The 19,180-nt window shown below is 64.1% G+C and carries 14 protein-coding genes; 2 read left to right on the top strand and 12 right to left on the bottom strand.

Going from position 1 to position 19,180, the window contains the following annotated elements; genetic code table 11:
- Nucleotides 1-19: 19 nt before the first annotated feature.
- A complete protein-coding gene (locus tag KMAL_RS06400) occupies nt 20-2,134 on the bottom strand; it encodes a S46 family peptidase (RefSeq protein WP_110094961.1) in 2,115 nt (704 codons plus the stop codon).
- 269 nt (nt 2,135-2,403) lie between these two features.
- Here KMAL_RS06400 and KMAL_RS06395 point away from each other — a divergent pair, with 269 nt between their 5' ends.
- Nucleotides 2,404-3,768, top strand: a complete 1,365-nt coding sequence (locus KMAL_RS06395; RefSeq protein ID WP_110094912.1) for a PQQ-dependent sugar dehydrogenase — start codon at nt 2,404-2,406, stop codon at nt 3,766-3,768.
- A gap of 30 nt (nt 3,769-3,798) precedes the next feature.
- Here the strand turns inward: KMAL_RS06395 and KMAL_RS06390 are convergent, their stop codons facing one another.
- Nucleotides 3,799-5,967 (bottom strand): prolyl oligopeptidase family serine peptidase, encoded by a 2,169-nt coding sequence (locus tag KMAL_RS06390; RefSeq protein ID WP_239019982.1) that lies wholly within the window; start codon nt 5,965-5,967, stop codon nt 3,799-3,801.
- Nucleotides 5,968-6,152: 185 nt separating this feature from the next.
- Here KMAL_RS06390 and KMAL_RS06385 point away from each other — a divergent pair, with 185 nt between their 5' ends.
- On the top strand, nt 6,153-6,806 hold the full coding sequence (locus tag KMAL_RS06385; RefSeq protein WP_110094959.1) for an SOS response-associated peptidase: 654 nt from the start codon (nt 6,153-6,155) through the stop codon (nt 6,804-6,806).
- Between the two features lie 57 nt (nt 6,807-6,863).
- Here the strand turns inward: KMAL_RS06385 and KMAL_RS06380 are convergent, their stop codons facing one another.
- The 10 genes from KMAL_RS06380 to KMAL_RS06335 all read right to left on the bottom strand — a co-directional run.
- Complete coding sequence (locus KMAL_RS06380; protein ID WP_110094911.1) at nt 6,864-7,676, bottom strand: mechanosensitive ion channel family protein; 813 nt, start codon at nt 7,674-7,676, stop codon at nt 6,864-6,866.
- A 165-nt stretch (nt 7,677-7,841) separates the two neighbouring features.
- The gene (locus KMAL_RS06375; protein WP_110094958.1) at nt 7,842-8,906 is read right to left on the bottom strand and encodes an SDR family oxidoreductase; all 1,065 of its coding nucleotides are present in this window, start codon (nt 8,904-8,906) and stop codon (nt 7,842-7,844) included.
- A gap of 119 nt (nt 8,907-9,025) precedes the next feature.
- Nucleotides 9,026-10,444 carry an efflux transporter outer membrane subunit gene (locus KMAL_RS06370; RefSeq protein ID WP_110094957.1) on the bottom strand — a complete coding sequence of 473 codons (1,419 nt, stop codon included), beginning with the start codon at nt 10,442-10,444 and terminating at the stop codon, nt 9,026-9,028.
- Nucleotides 10,434-11,606: an efflux RND transporter periplasmic adaptor subunit gene (locus KMAL_RS06365; protein ID WP_110094956.1), complete on the bottom strand. Its 1,173-nt coding sequence runs from the start codon at nt 11,604-11,606 to the stop codon at nt 10,434-10,436. Before KMAL_RS06365 ends, KMAL_RS06370 begins: the two co-directional genes overlap by 11 nt.
- Complete coding sequence (locus KMAL_RS06360; RefSeq protein WP_110094910.1) at nt 11,599-14,766, bottom strand: efflux RND transporter permease subunit; 3,168 nt, start codon at nt 14,764-14,766, stop codon at nt 11,599-11,601. The genes KMAL_RS06365 and KMAL_RS06360 overlap by 8 nt, the downstream gene beginning before the upstream one ends.
- A gap of 112 nt (nt 14,767-14,878) precedes the next feature.
- Complete coding sequence (locus tag KMAL_RS06355) at nt 14,879-15,193, bottom strand: hypothetical protein (protein WP_239019981.1); 315 nt, start codon at nt 15,191-15,193, stop codon at nt 14,879-14,881.
- The gene (locus KMAL_RS06350; protein ID WP_110094908.1) at nt 15,193-15,825 is read right to left on the bottom strand and encodes a cytochrome c oxidase subunit 3; all 633 of its coding nucleotides are present in this window, start codon (nt 15,823-15,825) and stop codon (nt 15,193-15,195) included. The genes KMAL_RS06355 and KMAL_RS06350 overlap by 1 nt, the downstream gene beginning before the upstream one ends.
- The gene (locus KMAL_RS06345) at nt 15,818-17,467 is read right to left on the bottom strand and encodes a cytochrome c oxidase subunit I (protein ID WP_110094907.1); all 1,650 of its coding nucleotides are present in this window, start codon (nt 17,465-17,467) and stop codon (nt 15,818-15,820) included. Before KMAL_RS06345 ends, KMAL_RS06350 begins: the two co-directional genes overlap by 8 nt.
- Before the next feature lie 4 nt (nt 17,468-17,471).
- Nucleotides 17,472-18,470, bottom strand: coding sequence for a cytochrome c oxidase subunit II (coxB, locus tag KMAL_RS06340; protein WP_110094906.1), 999 nt, complete (start codon nt 18,468-18,470; stop codon nt 17,472-17,474).
- Nucleotides 18,467-19,180 (bottom strand): SCO family protein (locus tag KMAL_RS06335; protein WP_110094905.1); only part of this gene is annotated, 714 nt, incomplete at its 5' end. The genes coxB and KMAL_RS06335, both read right to left, overlap by 4 nt.

The following is a 19,180-nucleotide window of genomic DNA, read 5'->3' as shown; positions in this document are numbered from 1 at the left end:
GTGCCTCATGCAATCATATTCAGGGTTTCGCGGCCCCCGACGCCGCCGCCTGATGCCCGTCGAGCAGTTCATGCACCAGTGTCGGTTCGTCATACACGTCGCGCAATGCCGCGATGATGGCGCTGGTATCCGTGGAAACCGCCCGGTTGCTGGAAATGTCATAATAAAGGTCGCCCGCCAGACTGGGCAGGTTGCCATCAAAAATCAGCCCGACCACATGGCCGTTACGGTCGATGACCGGCGATCCCGAATTGCCGCCGACAATGTCGTTCGTGGAAACGAAATCAAGATGGGTCGCCGGGTCCACCTTCGATTTAGCCCCCAGCCAGCGTTTCGGCAGTGCGAACGGATCGCTGCCGGTGGCGTGGCGATACATGCCCGCGAAATCGGTAAAGGCCGGGATGTCCGTGCCATTTTCCGTCCATCCCTTTACCGTCCCCCATGACAGGCGCGGCGAAAAGGTTGCATCGGGATAGATATCGTCCGCATGCCCTTCGGCTTTGGCCCGTGCGAAGATGGCGCGCGCGATGTCCCCTTCGGCCTTGTGCAGCGGCGATGTCACTTCGTTGAGCATCCGCTCACGCAACCGGGCATAGGCCGGGTAGAGCCTGCGGGCAAAAACGATCATCGGGTCGGATGACGCATCCACCGCCGTGCGTCCCCTTTTCCACAGCGCGACACGCACGCCGGGGTCAGCCAGTTTCGTCCCTTTCACCAGGCGCTCGGCCAGCGCCTCCGGGCTTTCGGTGCCCAGCACGCCCGTCACCAGCGGGTCATCCGCCCCCAGCGTCTGGCGCATCAGGCTCAGCCCGAGGGCAAGGGTATCCGTCTCCAGCCGGGGATAGACGGGTGTCTTCGCACCAAGGGACGTCTCGATTTCGCCAAGCTGCGCTTCGTGGAAGCCCGCATGCCGCTTTGCATCCGGTTTTTCGCGCTCCGCCGCGCCATCCACCAGCGTCACGGCATCTTCCGCCAGTCCCGGCATGGCCATGCGCAGCGCCAGGTACGTGGGAAAGAGGGTCTTCTGGACTGCCACGGCCTGCTCGATATCATGGAAAGGGTCGCCATACTCCTTGCGACGGCTGGCGTCCGCCTCGATCCATGACCGCAGCGCGGCATCCTCCCTGCCACGCCGCGCGACAATGTCCCCGGTACGCAGCGCGGCCTGCGTCCCGGAATAGGATTTCAGGGCATTCTGGACACCGAACAGTGCGTCCTGCGCCTCCTTGGCGGGGGTGGTGCCCTGACGGGAATATTCCCACAGCATCCCTTCGCGGGTCGAAAGGTAGCCGATGATCGCGGGATTGGCGACATCGCGCTGGAACGCAAGGGCCGATGCCGGGAGGCTGCGCTGGGTCCGGCCGGGATTGCCGGATGTAAACACCAGATCCCCCGCCTTCGGCCCCATGGGATCGAATTTCAGGAACGGGGTATGGACGGGCCTGCCCCCGTCATAGACCCGCAGCATCGAAAAATCGATGTCATAGCGCGGGTAGCTGAAATTATCCGGATCCCCGCCGAAAAAGGCGATCCCCTGTTCCGGCGCCATGACGACACGCACATCCTGGTAACGGCGATAGCGATAAAGCGCGCTCTGGCCACCGTGAAAGAGTGATACCATGTCACAGCGCCAGTGCGTCGGATCGCCCTTGACACAGTCCCTGGTCAGTTCACTTTCGACCTTCTGCATGGCAGCGGTATAGGCGGCCCCACTCGTGCCCCGTGTCGCGTCGGCCACCTGCCCGGATACGTCGCTGATGGTATCAAGGCGGTCCAGCTCCATGCCCGGACACTGGCGCTCCTCGGCCGGGGTGTGGGAATAAAAGCCGTCGCGGAAATAGTCGTGCGTCCTGTCAGACAGTGCGGCAAGGCACGAATTGGCGCAATGATGGTTGGTCATGACAAGCCCGCCCCCCGACACGAAGGAGGCGGAGCACCCTTCGGCAAGCCGTGCGGAAGACTGCACGACATGCTCGATCCATGCGCTGTCGGGCGTAAAGCCGTAGGTTTTCTGCAGGGTCGCAACGGGAAGGTGGTTGAACGTCCACATGCCTTCTTCCGCGCGGGCAGGACCTGTTGCCGCGAACGCCACGAAAACGGCTGCGGAACCAAGGAGAAATGATTTTGACAGCATAAGGCACCCGATGAAATATAATATTATAACATAGCAGATCATGCCATGGCGTCATTGGCAATCCCTGCGACTGCCCGCGGAAGGTGGAACGGGACTCCTGCCTGTCACCATGCGATCCCATGATGTGGCCACAGGCAGGCAACCTGCCAGGGGAATTATCTGTTAAGCATGACAGAACGTCGCGGACGCGACACAAAACGCGGCAATATCGACCACGACAGTCCCGGATGGCCGCCAGGCCAGCAACGCCAGAAAATGAGGAACACGGAATGAAGGCAGGATACAGGGTTTACCTGGCTGGCGCGGTGGCAGGCATCGTGGTGGTCGGGCTGGTGGGGTGGAAGGTCATGCTTCATCCCGAACAGGCCACGCTGCCGGTGGCGGCCGGCATCGGCCCGCATCCCCTTTTGCCTGCGCCCAACCCGACGATGATGCCCACCGTCAATATCGCGACACCCGTGGGATGGCATGACGGGGCGCATCCCATCGCGGCGCCGGGCCTGAACGTTACGCCCTACGCCACTGGCCTGGACCATCCGCGCTGGCTCTACAGGCTGCCGAACGGCGATATCCTCGTGGCCGAGAGCAATTCACCGGGAACGGACATCAGGACATTCAAAAACCGCGTTGCCCGGTTCATTCAGGGACAGGTCGGCGCGGGAGAGAAAAGCCCCGACCGCATCATCCTCCTGCGCGATACGAAGGGAGACGGCCACGCCGACATCCGCACGGTCTTCCTTGATAGCCTGTATTCCCCCTTTGGCATGACGCTGGTGGGAAATGACCTGTATGTCGCCAATGCCAACGCCCTGATGCGGTTTCCCTATCATGGGGACGAGACACATATTGCCGGACCGGGGGTAAAGGTGCTTGACCTGCCGGCCGGGTACAATCACCACTGGACCAAGAATGTCGTCGCCAGCCCTGATGGAAAGCAGCTTTACATAACCGTCGGTTCAAACAGCAATGTTGCCGATAACGGCATGGATGCGGAAAAGGGGCGCGCGGCCATTTACCAGTATGACCTGGCCTCCGGCACGCTGCGTGAATATGCAACCGGCCTGCGCAACCCCAACGGACTGGACTTTGAACCCACCACGGGCGCGCTGTGGGCGGTCGTCAACGAACGTGACGAAATCGGCAGTGACATCGTACCGGATTACATCACGGCCGTGAAGGAAGGCGCGTTTTACGGCTGGCCCTACAGCTATTACGGGCAGCATGTCGATCTGCGCGCACAGCCCCAGCGGCCCGACCTTGTGGCGCACGCAGTCGTGCCCGATTATGCGCTGGGGCCGCATACGGCCTCGCTGGGCATTGCATTTTCGGCGCGCAGCCAGTTGCCGCAGGACTGGCGGCAGGGACTGTTTGTCGCGCAGCACGGTTCATGGAACCGCCAGCCCAAGAGCGGCTATCGCGTCATCTATGTCCCGTTTGCCGATGCTCACCCCGCAGGGATGCCCAAGGACGTCCTGACAGGGTTCCTGACCACGGATGAAAACCATGTCCACGGCCGCCCGGTGGGCCTTGCGCTGGATCGCGACGGCGCCCTGCTTGTGGCCGACGACGTGGGCAACACCATCTGGCGTGTGACCGGCGCACAGACCCCGCCCCCTGCCCCCGCAAACGAGTGACAGGGAAACATGGCCTGTCCCGGCCGGGGGTTACAGTTTCATCCCCAACTGGTCGAACAGGAATGCCACGTAATCGGCCGTCTGCCCCAGGCGCACGTTGACCGCGCTGCCCATCCCGTGCCCTGCCTTGTCACTGATGGAAAGGTAGATCGGATATCCCGAGGCCGTATCCGCCTGGAGTTTCGCGATCATCTTGCGCGACTGCGCGGGATTGACGCGCCCGTCATGCGTTCCCGTCGCCATGAAGACGGCCGGGTATTTCACGCCCGGCCTGACCGCCTGGTACGGGGAATAGGCGATCATGGCGCGGAACTGCGCCGGATCACGGACCGTTCCGAACTCCGTCACATTGAAGGCCCCATTGGGGTCCAGTTCGATCCGCGTCATGTCATAGATCCCCACCAGCGACACGATCGCACGGTAAAGTTCCGGCGTCTGGGTCATCGCCGTGCCCATCAGCAGGCCGCCATTGCTGCCGCCCAGGGCTGCAAGCCTGCTGGAACTGGTATAACCCTGCGCGATCACCTGCCTGCTGACGGCGGCGAAATCGTCAAAGACGTTCTGCTTGTGCGTCAGGGCGCCATCTTCATGCCATGTCGCCCCGAATTCCCCGCCGCCACGCAGGTTGGTATCGACATATACACCCCCGGCATCCAGCCACGCCCGCAGCCATGCCCCCATGAAGCGCGGGGTTTCCGAAATGCCGTATCCCCCATAACCGTATACCAGCGTCGGGTTCTGGCCATCCAGGCGGGTTCCCCGGCGGCGGATGACCGTCATCGGCACACGGGTTCCATCGCGTGATGTCGCCGTGGTCCGCACGGTTTCGCAGTCGGCAAAGGAAACCGGGCTTGTGCTCGACAGCGGGGTCGGCTTCAGCTTCCCTGTCGCGGGGCGGTAACGCATCACCTGATGGGGGGTGAGGTAGCTGTTGAAGGAAACCAGCATCTCCCCATGGGAAATGGGGGTCACATCCGATACCGAAACCACCGGCGGAAGGGGAATGTCACCCGCTGGCTTCCCATCGGGGGAAAAGACCGCCACATGGCTCGGCCCGCCGACCATTTCACGCACATACAGTGCCTTGCGGGTCGCGATAACCGGCGCGCCACCGAATTCCGCACCGCCCATGATGACGCCCTCGCCCTGCGCGACCAGGCGTTTTGCATCCGCCACCGCCGGGTGGTCGAGGCTCGTCTCCAGGATTTCGCCACGCGGCGCGTTCCTGCGCGATATGAGGTAGATATGATCGTCCGGGCCAATCGCGGCCGCCACGACACGATCGTCAAAATCGCTGATGCGTGTCACCTGTCCGGTTTTCTGGTCGATGACATACTGCTGGAACCGGCCGCCATCACCGTCCTGCACCGACATCAGCACGGCATGCCCGTTCTGGCTGACGCCATAATTGTCCAGCGCGATTTCGGCGATACGGGGGAAATCCCGTCCCGCCACGTAAACATCCTGCGACACTGGCGTGCCAAGCCGGTGGTACCAGACCTGCTGGTAGAAATGGCGGTCCGCCTCGGGGCGTTCCTCACCGGGATAGCGAGTGTACCAGAACCCGCTACTGTCAGATTTCCACGCCAGGCTGCCCCCTGCGGTCGGAAACTGCGCACGGGGCACGACATTTGTGGTTTCCTTACCGGTCTTCGTATCGAAGACGTGTACGGTCCCGTCCTCCGTCCCGTTACGTGACAGGGACACGGCCAGCAGCCTGCCATCGGGTGACGGGACGCTCCAGTCGATCGTGGTCTGCCCTGACGGGTCGATCCGGTCGGGATCAATGATCGTGCGGAAGGTTTTCGGATCCGCGCCGCCATCCATGACGCCCACAACCGGCTGCTGGTGCGGCGGCAGCACGGCCTGCGCGAACACATGCCCCCCGGCAGGGTGGAAATCCGTATAGGAAGGGGACTGTGCACGATAGGCCGCCATCAGGCGGTCAAACACCACCTGACGCTGCCCGAGATGATCGAGATAGGCACGCGTACGCGTGTTCTGCGCATCCGACCATGCGATGACCTTCGGATCGTCACTATTTTCCAGCCAGCGGTACGGGTCGGTCACGCGCACGCCATGATAGGTCTGCGACACGGGATGCGTCTGGGTCACGGGCGCGCCCCGGTCTGCCGCCCAGGCCGTTGACCCCATGGACATGACAAGCAGTGAGAGCAGCAGGCGCTTCGGACGCGGCATCGGATCAAACCTTCTGTCATCGAAATGAAATTGAGCGGTAGATACTTCCGCCGCCCCCGTCAACCGACCCTCCCGACATGGGCGGATGTCCCCCGTGAATGGCGCAATGCCCCGGCCCGGTCCTGCCCGGCATCTGGATTGCGCCCGGCACCGGTCCCATATCTGCCCTGCGAAAGGACGGCGTGATGTGCAATCTCTATGCGATGACAGGTAGCCAGCAGGCGATCCGCAAGGCGGCCGGGGTCGTGACGGACCGGACCGGCAACCTTGCCCCCCTGCCCGATATCTGGCCCAACACCATGGCGCCCATCGTGCGGAATGCGCCGGATGGGCGCGAACTGGTCATGGCACGCTGGGGCATGCCCACGCCGCCGGGCTACCTGCAGGGCCGCAGGGTCGATCGGGGTGTCACCAATATCCGCAATCCGGCCTCGACATGGTGGAAACGCTGGGAGGGCGCGGACCATCGCTGCCTGGTGCCACTCACGGCCTTTTCCGAGCCGGAGCGGCTGCCGGATGGGAAATCACGCGCCGTCTGGTTCACCCGTGGCGATGACGAAAGGCTCGCTTTCTTTGCGGGGATCTGGTGCCGGTGGACATCGGTGCGCAAAATGGCGGATGGCGAGACGACGGATGACCTGTTCGGCTTCCTGACCACCACGGCCAATCGCGAGGTCGGGGCCATCCACCCGAAGGCCATGCCGGTCATCCTGACCCGGCCGGAAGAACTTGACCTGTGGATGACGGCGCCGCTGGGCGAGGCGCTGCGGCTGCAACGCCCGCTGCCCGATGGCAGCCTGCGGGTCGTGGATGCCCGTCACGGGGTTGGAGGCACCTGACCCGCTTTTACGTAATGCCCGGGGTGCAGGGGCGCGGTGCCCCGGACCCCGCGCCGGTCATGCGGCGCTGCGCGCCGTGACCCCAAGGCGATATCCTTCCTTCTGGAGCACCTTGATCGAGGATTCGGAATATTTCGCGACCAGTCCGGACACAGCGCCGGGCGCACACCAGAACCCCAGCGTGACCTGGATGTTCGCAGGCTTTGGCAGGAAGGACACGGACGGCCCAGGATCCTTGAGCACCTGCGCGTCATTCTCCGTCAGGCCAAGCAGCAGCGCCCGCGCCTTGTCGATATCGTCGTTGTAATCCATCAGCAGGCTGACCGAGGCAAGGAGCCGCTCCGATTCCGAACTGTTGATCACAATGTTGTTTGACAATGTGCCGTTGGGGACGAAAATAATCTCGTTATTGGCATCGAGCAGCACCGTGCGGAACATCTCGATGGATGTCACCGTGCCCGAACTGCCGCCTGCGGTAATGGAATCCCCGACCTTGAAGGGACGGAACAGCAGGATCAGCACGCCGCCGGCAAAGTTGGCAAGGCTGCCCTGCAATGCCATGCCCACCGCAAGGCCCGCAGCACCCAGAACCGCCACGAACGATGTCGTCGCAATCCCGACCATCGACGCCACGCTGATCAGCAGCAGCGCCTTGAGGAACAGCCCGATCACGCTCAGCAGGAACCCGCGCAGTGTCGGCTCTATGTGGCTGGCCTCCATCATCCGGCCCGTCGCGCTCGTGACCGCGTTGACAAGTTTCCAGCCCACGAAAAGAACGACCAGCGCCAGACAGAACTGACCCGCATACCCCAGCGCAAGGGGAAGTAATCCGTCCACCTGCTCCAGTATTGAATGAACCTGCTTTTCCATTGGCTATCCTTGACCTGATCTTGTGCCTGCGCCACGTGACGGCACAGGCCGCCCATTTCCGGTCATAGGGTAAGGGGTTTGGGCACGGCCGTCACCACCATGCCCTTACAAGATAATTTCAGGACGCCCCTGCCCTTCTTGGCGCAATGTCTGGCAGGCGCCGGATCAGGGAATGTAACGCTCCGCACGCAGGCGTTCGAACAGGTCGAAGAACGAGTCCGGCGTGTATCGATAGCCGGTAAAGCCGAGCCTGCGGCTCAGGCTCATGTCGGTCACGCATTCGACCGGCCGGCCGAGATCGGCATCCGTATGCCATGGCGAGGCCAGGCGGGCGAGTGCCGTCTCGCGCAGGCCATGCCGCCCTGCGATGGCCGCCCATTGCGCCTCCCTGCCCGCCAGCACCCGTTCAAGCGATGTGGCATGGCCGGGATAGGCCGCAGCCGTGATGCCGAACCATTCCGCCAGCACCGGCCACAGCCAGTTCCAGCGGAACACGTCGCCATTGACCACGTTGAACGCCCTGTTGCGCCCGGCAGGACTGGTGGCGGCCCACAGGATCTGGCTGGCAAGCTGGCGGGCGTCCGTGACATCGGTCAGGCCGTTCCATTGCATGGGGGAGCCGGGAAAGACGAAAGGCAGCCCCTCCTCCCGGCACAGCGTGGCATAGACCGCAAGCGTGGTACCCATGTTCATCAGGTTGCCGATGGCATATCCGATTACCGTATGCGGGCGGTGGACCGTCCATGCAAAGCCATGCCTGCCGGCGGCCTCGAACAGCACGTCTTCCTGCGCATAGTAGAAGTTTTCGACATCCAGACGGGGCATGCATTCACGAAAGGGCGTCTGCGGCGGGGTGCCCTGCGCATAGGCCTCGAACGGCCCCAGATAATGCTTCAGTCCCGTGACAAGGCTGCAATGGACCAGCGCCTGCGGTTCCGGCAGGGCGTCGAACACATTACGCAGCATCGCGCTGTTGGCGGCACAGTTTTCCTTTTCGGTTGCGCGGCGGGTCCATGTGGTGAAAAACACATGCGTGGGCACGACATCCGCCAGTGCCGCGCGCAGCGAGGCCGGGTCCAGCGCATCAGCGGCAACCGGGATGACGGTACCCAGCATGTGCCCGACCTGCCGTGCAAGGCCATGGACGGTCCATCCCTCCGCCACGAGACGGTTGGCAAGGTTCTGGCCGACAATTCCCGTCGCCCCGATGACAAGCGCCCTGTGAGACATCTTCTGTTCCTCCGTAAATGAGCATGGGTTCCACACGCTGTTGGCAAACGCGGCAAAAGGCAATCCGGCATCTTTTCGTGCCCTGTTCACCAAAAGGTTCCCCGGGATGCGCGGGGCCTTCAGGTTCCTTTTGCCCCATCATGGGCGCCCCAGCCGCCGCCCATGGCCCGCACAAGGTCGATGCCACTCATCAGCCGGCGCGTATTGACCGTAATCAGGTCTTCGCGCGCCTGTAATTCCGCCGTCTGGGCAATGACGACCTGAAGGTAGTCAACGGCCCCCTCGCGGTACCGGATCGCGGCCAGCTGATCGGTGCGCGTGGCCGCCACCACGCCTTCTTCCTGCCGGGCGGCGGCATCGGCCAGATGGTTGAGCAGCGCAAGCTGGTCTTCCACCTCCCGGAAGGCCGTCAGTGCCGTCTGCCGGTAACCGGCTGCGGCCTGTGCATATTCCGCATGGGTCAGGGAAAGGTTGGCGAACCGCCGCCCGCCGTCGAATATCGCCAGCGTCGCCAGCGCCGGGCCAAGCGCCCATACGCCACTCCCGGCGGAGGCCAGCATGCCGGCCGTGGTTTCCGATCCCCCCGTCGCCCCAAGCGTGATGTTGGGAAAGAACGCCGCCCGCGCCACGCCGATCCGGGCGTTTGCCGCGGCCATGTGCCGTTCCGCCGATGCGACATCGGGCCTGCGTTGCAGCAGGCGGGCGGGGGCGATGACGGGAATGACCGGCACGGGCGGCAGGTCATCCACCGGTGGGATTGAAAATGTGGAAGGCTGCGCGCCCACCAGCACGGCAATGGCATGTTCCACCAGCGCGCGATCCGCCACCTGCTGTTCCAGTCGGGACTGTGTCGTGGCCAACTGCGTGCGGGCGCGGCCTACGTCCATTTCGTTCGCGGCCCCGCCGGCAAAACGCGCTGTCGTCAGGTCCAGCGCGGCCGAATAGGCGCCTGTGGTCTTTTGCAGCAGGCTGATGCGGGCATCCAGACCACGAAGCTGGAAATAATCATCGCCCAGTTCGCCCTGCAGGCTGAGGCGGATCGCGGCGAGGTCGGCGGCACTGGCCTGTGCATTGGCCCGCGCCGCCCTGACCAGATTGCGGATGCGCCCCCAGATGTCCGGCTCCCACGAGACGGTGCCGCCGGTTTCGAAATCATGATATTCGTAATAACTGCCCGTGGCGGGAAAGAGGGTCCGTTCACGCCGGGCGCTGGCGGTTGCATCGATCTGGGGAAAGAACTCGGCCCGTGCCCGCCGGACCAGTGCGCGCGCCTCGTCATATCGCGCCGTGGCGGCGGCCAGTTGCGGACTGTCATGTTCGATCCGCTCCTCCAGCACGTTCAAGGCCCCGTCTCCCATGACCGACCACCATGCGCCGCGCGGCAGCGCATCGGCGGGTTGTGCCGGGGTCCAGATGCCGGTTTCCCTGAACGTGGCGGGAACGCCGGACAATGCGGGCCTGTGGTAACGGGGGCTGAGGTCGCAGCCACACAGCAGCCCGAGGCAGAGCAGGACCACCCGGCCGCGTTCAGGCACCATGCCCGCCCTCACGCGGCCGGACGGGGTCCCCGTCCCCGATGTCATCGGGCGGGTTGGTGATGATCCTGTCGCGTGGCGTAAGCCCCGTGACCTCCAGTTCGGTTCCGAAGTCGATCAGGATCGAGACGGGCCTTATCCTGACATGGTCCTGCGCATCGACGACCGCCACGGTTGTCCCGTCGCGGCGGAAAAGCAGGCTGCTGGCAGGAATGCGCACAGTGGGGGGCGCCTGTGGTCCGGGGCCATGGAATGTAAAGGCGATCTGGGCATAAGCCCCCGGCTTGAGAAGGTTTTCGCCGTTGTCATAGACAAGCTGCACCAGCATCGTGCCCGACTGGGGATCAACCGCGTCCGAAGAATGAAGCAGCCGCGCCCCGAACTGCCGGTTACGGTAATCCGGCACCGTGAAGTGCGCGACGAATCCCTCGTGCATCCGCGCGGCATAGGCCTGCGGCACACGTACATAAAGCCGCAGGCGGGTGACGTCCGATACGGTAAAAAGCGGCTGGCTGGCCGCCGTTCCCGCCACGATCAGGGCGCCGATGTCGGTCGCGCGACTGCTCACCACCCCGGCGAAGGGGGCAATGATGCGCTTGAAGGCCGAAAGCGTTTCAAGCCGCTCGACCTCGGCGGCGGCCTCGTGGCGTGTGGCCTCGCTGGCGGCAAGGTTGCCACGGCGTTCGTCCGTTTCCTGTTGTGATACGGCATTCTGGGCATTCAGCCGGTCCCACCGGCGCGACGTAATCCGCGCAAGGTCGCGCTGCGCGGTGCGGGTGCCCAGCGCGGCCTTTGCACCGGCCAGCTGGAGGTCGACTTCGGGCGTATCGATTTCCGCCAGAACCTGTCCCGCCGCCACTTTCTGCCCGATATCGACATACCATTGCCGCAGGTAGCCACTGGTCCGTGCATAGACGGGTGCGCTGTACCATGCCTGCAGGATGCCGGGCAGGACCAGCGTGTCCACGGCCTGCCCGCCCGGATGCACGACATTCACGCTGGGCACCAGCGCCGCGACATTGCTGGCATGGAGGCTGCGGCATTCATGCAGCCGCGTGAGCGTTCCCGTCACCACGATGATGCCGAAAACGCATGCCCCGCCAAGGACGATCCGGCGCAGGCGGGGCCGGGGCCCGGCATGGACGGCAACATGGGTGTCAGCCATGGGCGCGCGCCCCGCCATGACCGTGGCGTGCGCGCCGGTCATATATGACGGCAAACAGCGTCGGCACGAAAAACAGGGAGGCGCAGGTAGCGAATATCAGGCCGCCGATCACGGCCCGCCCCAGCGGTGCATTCTGCTCCCCCCCTTCACCCAGCCCCAGCGCCATGGGCAGCATGCCGATGACCATGGCAAGCGCCGTCATGATGACGGGCCGCAGGCGGGTGCGCCCCGCGTTCAGGGCCGCCTGGAGCGCATCGCCATGTTCCGCCAGCTGTTCGCGGCAGAAGGTGATGACAAGGATGGAATTGGCCGTCCCCACCCCCATGCACATGATCGCCCCCGTCAGCGCGGGAACGGAGAGCGGGGTATGCGTTGCGAACAGCATCCAGCATATCCCCGCAAGCGCCCCCGGCAGCGCGAGGACGACGATGCACGGGTCGGTCCAGCTCTGGAAATTGATGACGATGAGCAGGTAGATCAGCACGATTGCGCCCAGCAGCCCGAACCCCATGCCCGAAAATGCGGTGGTCATGGCCTGGTACTGCCCGCGCAGCGTGACCGTGACGGTCCCGGGCCGGTCATGTTCAAGCCGATGCAGGGCCGCCAGCACGTCCGATGCGATGCCCCCCAGGTCGCGCCCGTCCCCACCGGCGAAAACATCGATGAGCGGGCGGATGTTGTACTGCGCCTCCACCGGTGACGTCGTGCCGCGTGTAATCGTGCCAAGCGCGCCAAGCACCTGCAACTGTGTGGTTGACGCCCCGGTTACGGGCAGGCCGATGATATCCGCCAGCGAACCGATGCGGTATTCGGGCATCTGCACCGCGATGGGATAGGTCACCATGCTGTGCGGATCCAGCCAGTAAAGCGGGGCGGTCTGCACGGTCCCGGCAATGGAGGTCGCGATGGAGGTGGTGACGTCGCCTTCCGTCAGGCCAAGCTGGCTGATGCGGGTGCGGTCCGCCTCGAAACGCAGTTCGGGATAATGGCCGGGCTGCTGGATGCGGGCATCGACCACGCCATCAATGCGGCGGATGGCGCGCAGGATGCGGCCTGCGAACTGCCGTGTCTCGTCCGGGTCCGGGCCGGAAACCTGGATGTCGATCGGGGCCGGGGCGCCGAAATTGAGGATCTGCGTCGTGATGTCCGATGGCAGGAAGGCAAAACTGGCCTCCGGGAAGGCACGGGGCAGTTCGCGGCGCAGGATATGGATGTACCGCGCGGTCGGGCGGTGGTTTTCCTTCAGTGCGACAAGGATGTCGCCATCCTGCGGCCCGATCGTGCCTGACGCGTTATAGGCAGTGTTGATGGCGCTGGTGGGCAGGCCGATATTGTCGGCGATGGAATCAAGTTCGGCCGCCGGGACCCGCTGGCGTATCTGCTTTTCGATGCGCTGGAACAGGGCCGATGTCTCCTCCATGCGCATGCCAACGGGGCCCCGCACATGCAGCGTCATCGAACCCGCGTCGACCTGCGGGAAGAAGTTGCGGCCAAGGAACGGAAGCAGACCCATGCTCAGCGCGGCAAAGCACAGGAACCCGGCCACGAAGCGGCCGCGATACTCCAGAATGCCCTGCAGCAGCGCACCGTAGCGCCCGCGCAGCGCCTCGAAACGCCGTTCGAAACCGTGCTGGAAGCGGACGAGGATGTTTTCCTGATGCCGCGCTGCTGCCCCCCCATGCGGGCGCAGCAGGAACATGGCCATGGTCGGCACCAGCGTGCGTGACAGGATGAAGGACATGACCATGGCGAACATGACCGACAGCGCCATCGGCACGAACAGGAACCCCGCAACCCCCGGCAGGTAGAACATCGGCACGAACACGATGCAGATGCACAGGAGCGAGAGAAAGGCCGGGACAATGATCTCCTGCGACCCGTCAATGATGGCGGCATGGACATCCTTGCCCATTTCCAGATGACGCTCGATATTCTCGATCGTGACCGTCGCCTCGTCGACCAGGATCCCCACGGCCAGCGCAAGGCCGCCCAGCGTCATGACATTCAGCGTCTCGCCCAGTGCCGACAGGGCCGCGATCGCCCCCATGACCGACAGCGGGATGGAGGTCGCGACAATCAGCGTGGAGCGCCACGAGCCAAGGAACAGCAGGATCATCAGGCTGGTCAGTCCCGCCGCGATCGCCCCCTCGCGCATGACCCCGTCCACGGCGGCGCGGACGAACAGCGACTGGTCATTGACGGGCCTGAGCCTGAGCTGTTTCGGCAGGCCACGCGTCGCATCGGGGATCATCGCCCTGATCCCGGCCACGATGGCGATGGTGGAGGTCGCGCCCGATTTCAGCACGGTCATCAGCGCCGAACGCTGTCCATCGACATGCACCACGTTCTGCTGGGGCATGGACCCGTCACGCACATGGGCGACATCGCGCACCCGCACCACCGCCACGTTGATTGTGCGCACGGGCAGCATGTTGAGCAGTTCGACGGAAAGCGGCGCGTTGTTCAGCCGGAAATTATACTGGTATTCACCGATTTTCACAAAACCTGCGGGGGTGATCTGTGTCTGGCTGCCCAGGGCATTGCCGACATCCTGCGCCGATACGCCGCGCGACTGCAGCCTTGCGGGGTCAAGGTCCATCTGGATCTGGCGCACGCGGCCACCATAGGGATAGGGCAGGGCCGCGCCCGGAACCGTGACCAGGCGGTTGCGGATGAAGTTGAAGCCATAATCATAAAGCTGCTGTTCGGTCATGCCTTCCCCCGACAGGGCAAGCTGCACGATCGGCACGGTGGAGGCATTGTAATTGAGGATCAGCGGCGGGGTGGTGCCGGTGGGCAACTGGCGCAGGATGGTCTGGGCAATGGCGGTGACCTGCGCATTGGCGACGCGCACGTCGATCCCCGGCTGGAAGAAGATCTTTGTCACCCCGATCCCGGTCAGCGACTGCCCCTCGATATGTTCGATATTGTTCACCGTGGTGGTCAGTACGCGCTGGAACGGCAGTTCGATACGCCCCGACATGTCCTGTGGCGAAAGGTTGCTGTAGGTCCACGCCACCGCGATGACGGGAATGCCGATCTCGGGAAAGATGTCTTCGGGCGTGCGGATGGCGCAAAGCACACCGGCCATGGCGATCAGGATGGCCATCACGACAAATGTATAGGGACGGGCAAGCGCCAGTTGGACGATTGCATTCATGCCACCTGCCTGTTTCCTGTCGGCCATGACACCGCATGCCGCATATGCGCTCCGACGTCAGACAACGCCCGTCATGCGGGCCGGTTTATGGCGCGGGACACGTAATTTCACATCAGGGCGCGATGTCGGGCACGATACGCGGGTCATGCGCGGCGGAAGATAACGTATCGCCCACGGGGAAATTGGTGCGCGTAAAACTGTCCAGGCTGCCCAGCGCCAGCAGGATCGACAGCCAGAACAGGCCACCGATGGCAAAGATCGCGGCCAGCGCCGGGGCGCGGGCAATCCGCATGAAGCCACACGCAACCAGCAGCGCCATCAGCCCGGCGCACCCGCCCACACCCCATCCGGACCCTGCCGCCGCCAGCAGCAGTTCCACCCCCAGCAGTACCAGCAGCACCGCCCAGCATGACAAGATGGCGGCCATCACACCCGTCCGATCAGGTACAGGACCGGGAAAAGCAGGACCCAGACCAGATCGACAAAGCTCCAGTAAAGGCCGACGACCTCCACCGGCATGACCTGCAGCGATGCCCCCCGCCCCCGGTAAACCCGCACGCAGACCCAGGCAATCAGCCCGATCCCCACCAGCATGTGCAGCCCATGCAGCGCGGTGGACAGGAAATAGAAACTGTAGAAAAGCTGCGCCCCGCCTGCATCTGGACCCGCAAGGGAAAATCCCGGACCGGGGAACAGGTGTCCGTCCAGTTCGCTACGCCATTCCCACCCCTTGAGGCACAGGAAGGCCACGCCCAGCGCCGCGGCCCCCATCCCGGCACGGATGGTCGCGCGCGCATTGCCGTTGCGCGCGGCCTCGACCCCAAGGGTATAGACCATGCTGCTGCCCAGCAGGAGCACGGTATTGATGCTGCCAGTCACAAGGTCTGTATGGCGCACACCCAGCGCCCAGCCTGCGGCACGGGTGTGGGAATAGACCACGAAGACCAGGAACAGCCCCCCGAACAGCAGGATTTCACTGGCAAGGAACAGCCACATGCCCGCTATTGCCGTCCCGTCACGATGCTGCGGGCTGTCATAGGGCGCGAGGTGCTCAGACATGCGGGGCCTCCGCAGGCGGGACGGTCTGCGGGTGGTCCAGTGCCGCGTAATCATACGCCTCATGCGTCACCACCGGCGGGGTAAGGAAGTTTTCCGTCGGCGGCGGGGAGGATGTCCGCCATTCCAGCCCGGTCGCCTGCCATGGGTTGGCTGTGGCCCGCGCGCCACGAAACAGCGACCATGCGAAGTAGGCCAGCGGCAGGATATAGGCGAGCGCAAGGATGCTGGCACCGGCGGAGGACAGGACATTGAGCACCTGAAACTGCGCGGGATAGGTCGCATACCGGCGTGGCATGCCCTCATACCCCAGGATGAACTGGGGAAAGAATGTCAGGTTGAAACCGAAGAACAGCAGCGCCGCCGCCGTGCGCGCCCACATTTCGGGATACATGCGCCCCGTCATCTTGGGCCACCAGTAATGCAGCCCGGCGAAATAGGCCGACACCATGCCGCCGACCATGATGTAATGGAAATGCGCCACCACGAAATATGTCTGCGTCAGGTGCAGGTCGCTCGCCAGCGAGGCGAGGAACAGCCCCGTAAGGCCGCCAACCGTAAACAGCCCGATGAACCCCATGGCATACAGCATCGGCGCATCGAGCCTGATGGCCCCGCCATGCATGGTGCCCAGCCAGTTGAAGACCTTGATGGCCGACGGTACCGAGACAAGGAAGCTCAGCATGGAAAACACCACCGCCGCATACAGCGAGGTTCCGGCCACGAACATGTGGTGCCCCCAGACCAGAAAGCCGATGGCGGCGATGGAAATGGAAGACCACGCCACGAAACGGTAGCCAAAGACAGGCTTGTGGCAGAACGTGCTCACGACCTCGCTGATTACGCCCATGCCCGGCAGGATCATGATGTAGACCGCCGGGTGGGAGTAGAACCAGAACAGGTGCTGGAACAGGAGCGGATCGCCCCCCAGCGCGGGATCGAAGACACCGACATGGAAGAAATGCTCGAACGCCAGCAAAAGCAGCGTGATGCTGAGCACCGGCGTCGCCAGCACGAAAATGACGCTGGTGGCATACAGCGCCCACAGCATGAGGGGCAGCCGGTACCATGTCAGCCCCGGCGCGCGGAGTTGGTGGATGCTGATGATGAAGTTCACCCCCGTGGCGATGGAGGAAAACCCGCTCAGGAACACCCCGGCCACGACCGGCAGCACGCGCCCTTGCGTATAATCGGCGGAAAGCGGGGTATAGAAGGTCCATCCCGTTTCCAGACCGCCACGGAACAGCCCGTAAACCACCAGCGCGCCCGCCATGATGAACAGGTACCAGCTGAGCAGGTTCAGGCGCGGAAAGGCCAGGTCCTTTGCGCCGAGCATGAGCGGCACGAGGAAATTGCCCAGCGTGACCGGGATGGACGGCACGAGGAACAGCCAGACCATGACAATGCCGTGCATGGTGAACATGCGGCTGTAGGTCCCGTCGGACAGGACGGCGCCGGTGGGGGAAACTAGGTGCAGCCGGATCAGGGCGGCGCCAAGGCTGCCAAGGATGAAAAACGCGGTAATCGTCGCCATGTAGAGCAGCGCGATCCGTTTATGGTCGGTCGTCAGCAGCCACGCGCGTACCGTGCCGTCCTGCCACAGGTAGCTGCGCTGCATGGGGTCCGGGCCGGGTACGCAGGTCATGGTGTCAGTCCCCCTCACGCATGCTGGCGGCCGATCCCCCCATGCCCGGCGGGCGCGATGGCGACAGGATACGGATATAGGCAATCAGGGCGGCCAGTTCCTCCTCCCCCAGCACGCCATGATAAGACGGCATGCGGGTGGTGTAAGTTTCCGCCAGCCCGCGCACAGGCCCGGCATGCACGATGGCGTCATGCAGGAATGCGTCGTCCACCCGCAGGCGCCGGCCATCCATCCCGGTGACCTCGCTGCCATACAGCCCCACCATGGAGGGCGCGCGGACGGTATCATCTGCGCCGGGGGCATAAAGCTGCGACACATGGCAGCCGCTGCATCCGTTGCTGATGAACAGGGCCTCCCCACGGGTCGCAAGACTGCCGCTTGCCGGGGTCTGGCCCAGCCATCGTGCATATCCGCCCGGGGTCAGGACAATCAGGGTGCCGGTCATGCGCGAATGCCCGATGCCGCAGAACTGCGTGCAGTAGAAACGGAATGCCCCCTCCTTCGTCGCGGTGAACCACAGGCTCTGGTACCGTCCGGGCAGGACGTCATGCTTGATCCGCAGCACGGGGATCGAGAAATCATGGATGACATCTTCCGACGTGAGCAGGAGTTGCACCGGCCGGCCCAGTGGCACGTGCAGCGCATTGATCTCGCGCTGGCCGCCGGGATACTGGACCTTCCACATCCACTGCTTGCCCGTCACATAAATCTGGATCGCACCGGAAGGGGGCTGGAACCCCACCACGTAAAGCCGCGCCGCCCACACAAAAAGCGCGAAGAAGACAACCAGCGTGGCCGTTGTCCAGCCGATCTCGAAACGCCAGCTTTTATGGGCCACCGTTTCCTGCGATACGGGCACCCGGCTTCCCACGCGAAAACGGATGATGTTGAGCATCATCAGCCCGAACACCAGCCCGAGCACCGCCAGGCTGATGAGCAGCAGCCCCGCCAGCAGGATATCCACCTTCGCGGCGTGGGCCGAGGCTTCGGGCAGCCAGGTCATCGCTGCCCCCGCCAGTGGGCCATGCCCACCACGCCCCCCAGCATCAGCACCGTCAGCACGCCGCCAAGTTTCAGCAGCTTTTCGACCGCCAGCGTATAGCGCCCCGTCGTCTCGTCATAATGGAAGCACAGGAGCAGGATGGGCACGGCACGGGCCTGCCCGCCACGCGCGGCATGGGACAGGGCCTGGCGTATGTCGTCCGGGCGGTAGCCAATCCCCAGCACATAGCCCGACACCACGCCCGCCGGTGTTATGAACACCAGCCCCATGGGGTGGAGATACTGGCGCAGCCTTGCGTCATAGCGCGCATGAAACCCCACTGCACGCGACAGGCGCGCTATGCTGGTGGCCGGGCCGGTAACGAAATGCCATCCCCGCCCTGCACCGGGATCGGGAAAGCGGGCCATGTCCTCCCGCAGGGCCTGCCGCGCCATGGCCCCCGTTTCCGCCGGGTCGATGCTGACAGCCAGCAGCGTATAGTCGGCCGGCGTCTTCAGCCCCCCACGCGCCAGCGCATCGAGCAGGTCCCGGCGCTCAAGCTCACACATGTTGGGGCAGGCGTAATATCCCATCGCCACGATGGTGGCCCCATGACCCAGAAAGGCGCCAAGCGGCCGGATCTGCCCCGATGTATCGGCAAAGGGGGCATCAAGCGGCAGCATGGCGCCCTGGCGTGGGGTAAAGGCCAGCGCCTGCATGTCCCCCTGCCC

Source organism: Novacetimonas maltaceti, from assembly GCF_002906255.1.
Lineage (GTDB): Bacteria > Pseudomonadota > Alphaproteobacteria > Acetobacterales > Acetobacteraceae > Novacetimonas > Novacetimonas maltaceti.
The sequence above is the reverse complement of the archived record's forward strand: the minus strand, read 5'-3'. Positions and strand labels throughout refer to the sequence as shown.

Bases quoted from the DNA above. Each gene is read 5' to 3' on its own strand.
- KMAL_RS06400 (WP_110094961.1), bottom strand. From the start codon at position 2,134: ATGCTGTCAAAATCATTTCTCCTTGGTTCCGCAGCCGTTTTCGTGGCG.
- KMAL_RS06395 (WP_110094912.1), top strand. From the start codon at position 2,404: ATGAAGGCAGGATACAGGGTTTACCTGGCTGGCGCGGTGGCAGGCATC.
- KMAL_RS06390 (WP_239019982.1), bottom strand. From the start codon at position 5,967: ATGCCGCGTCCGAAGCGCCTGCTGCTCTCACTGCTTGTCATGTCCATG.
- KMAL_RS06385 (WP_110094959.1), top strand. From the start codon at position 6,153: ATGTGCAATCTCTATGCGATGACAGGTAGCCAGCAGGCGATCCGCAAG.
- KMAL_RS06380 (WP_110094911.1), bottom strand. From the start codon at position 7,676: ATGGAAAAGCAGGTTCATTCAATACTGGAGCAGGTGGACGGATTACTT.
- KMAL_RS06375 (WP_110094958.1), bottom strand. From the start codon at position 8,906: ATGTCTCACAGGGCGCTTGTCATCGGGGCGACGGGAATTGTCGGCCAG.
- KMAL_RS06370 (WP_110094957.1), bottom strand. From the start codon at position 10,444: ATGGTGCCTGAACGCGGCCGGGTGGTCCTGCTCTGCCTCGGGCTGCTG.
- KMAL_RS06365 (WP_110094956.1), bottom strand. From the start codon at position 11,606: ATGGCTGACACCCATGTTGCCGTCCATGCCGGGCCCCGGCCCCGCCTG.
- KMAL_RS06360 (WP_110094910.1), bottom strand. From the start codon at position 14,766: ATGAATGCAATCGTCCAACTGGCGCTTGCCCGTCCCTATACATTTGTC.
- KMAL_RS06355 (WP_239019981.1), bottom strand. From the start codon at position 15,193: ATGGCCGCCATCTTGTCATGCTGGGCGGTGCTGCTGGTACTGCTGGGG.
- KMAL_RS06350 (WP_110094908.1), bottom strand. From the start codon at position 15,825: ATGTCTGAGCACCTCGCGCCCTATGACAGCCCGCAGCATCGTGACGGG.
- KMAL_RS06345 (WP_110094907.1), bottom strand. From the start codon at position 17,467: ATGACCTGCGTACCCGGCCCGGACCCCATGCAGCGCAGCTACCTGTGG.
- coxB (WP_110094906.1), bottom strand. From the start codon at position 18,470: ATGACCTGGCTGCCCGAAGCCTCGGCCCACGCCGCGAAGGTGGATATC.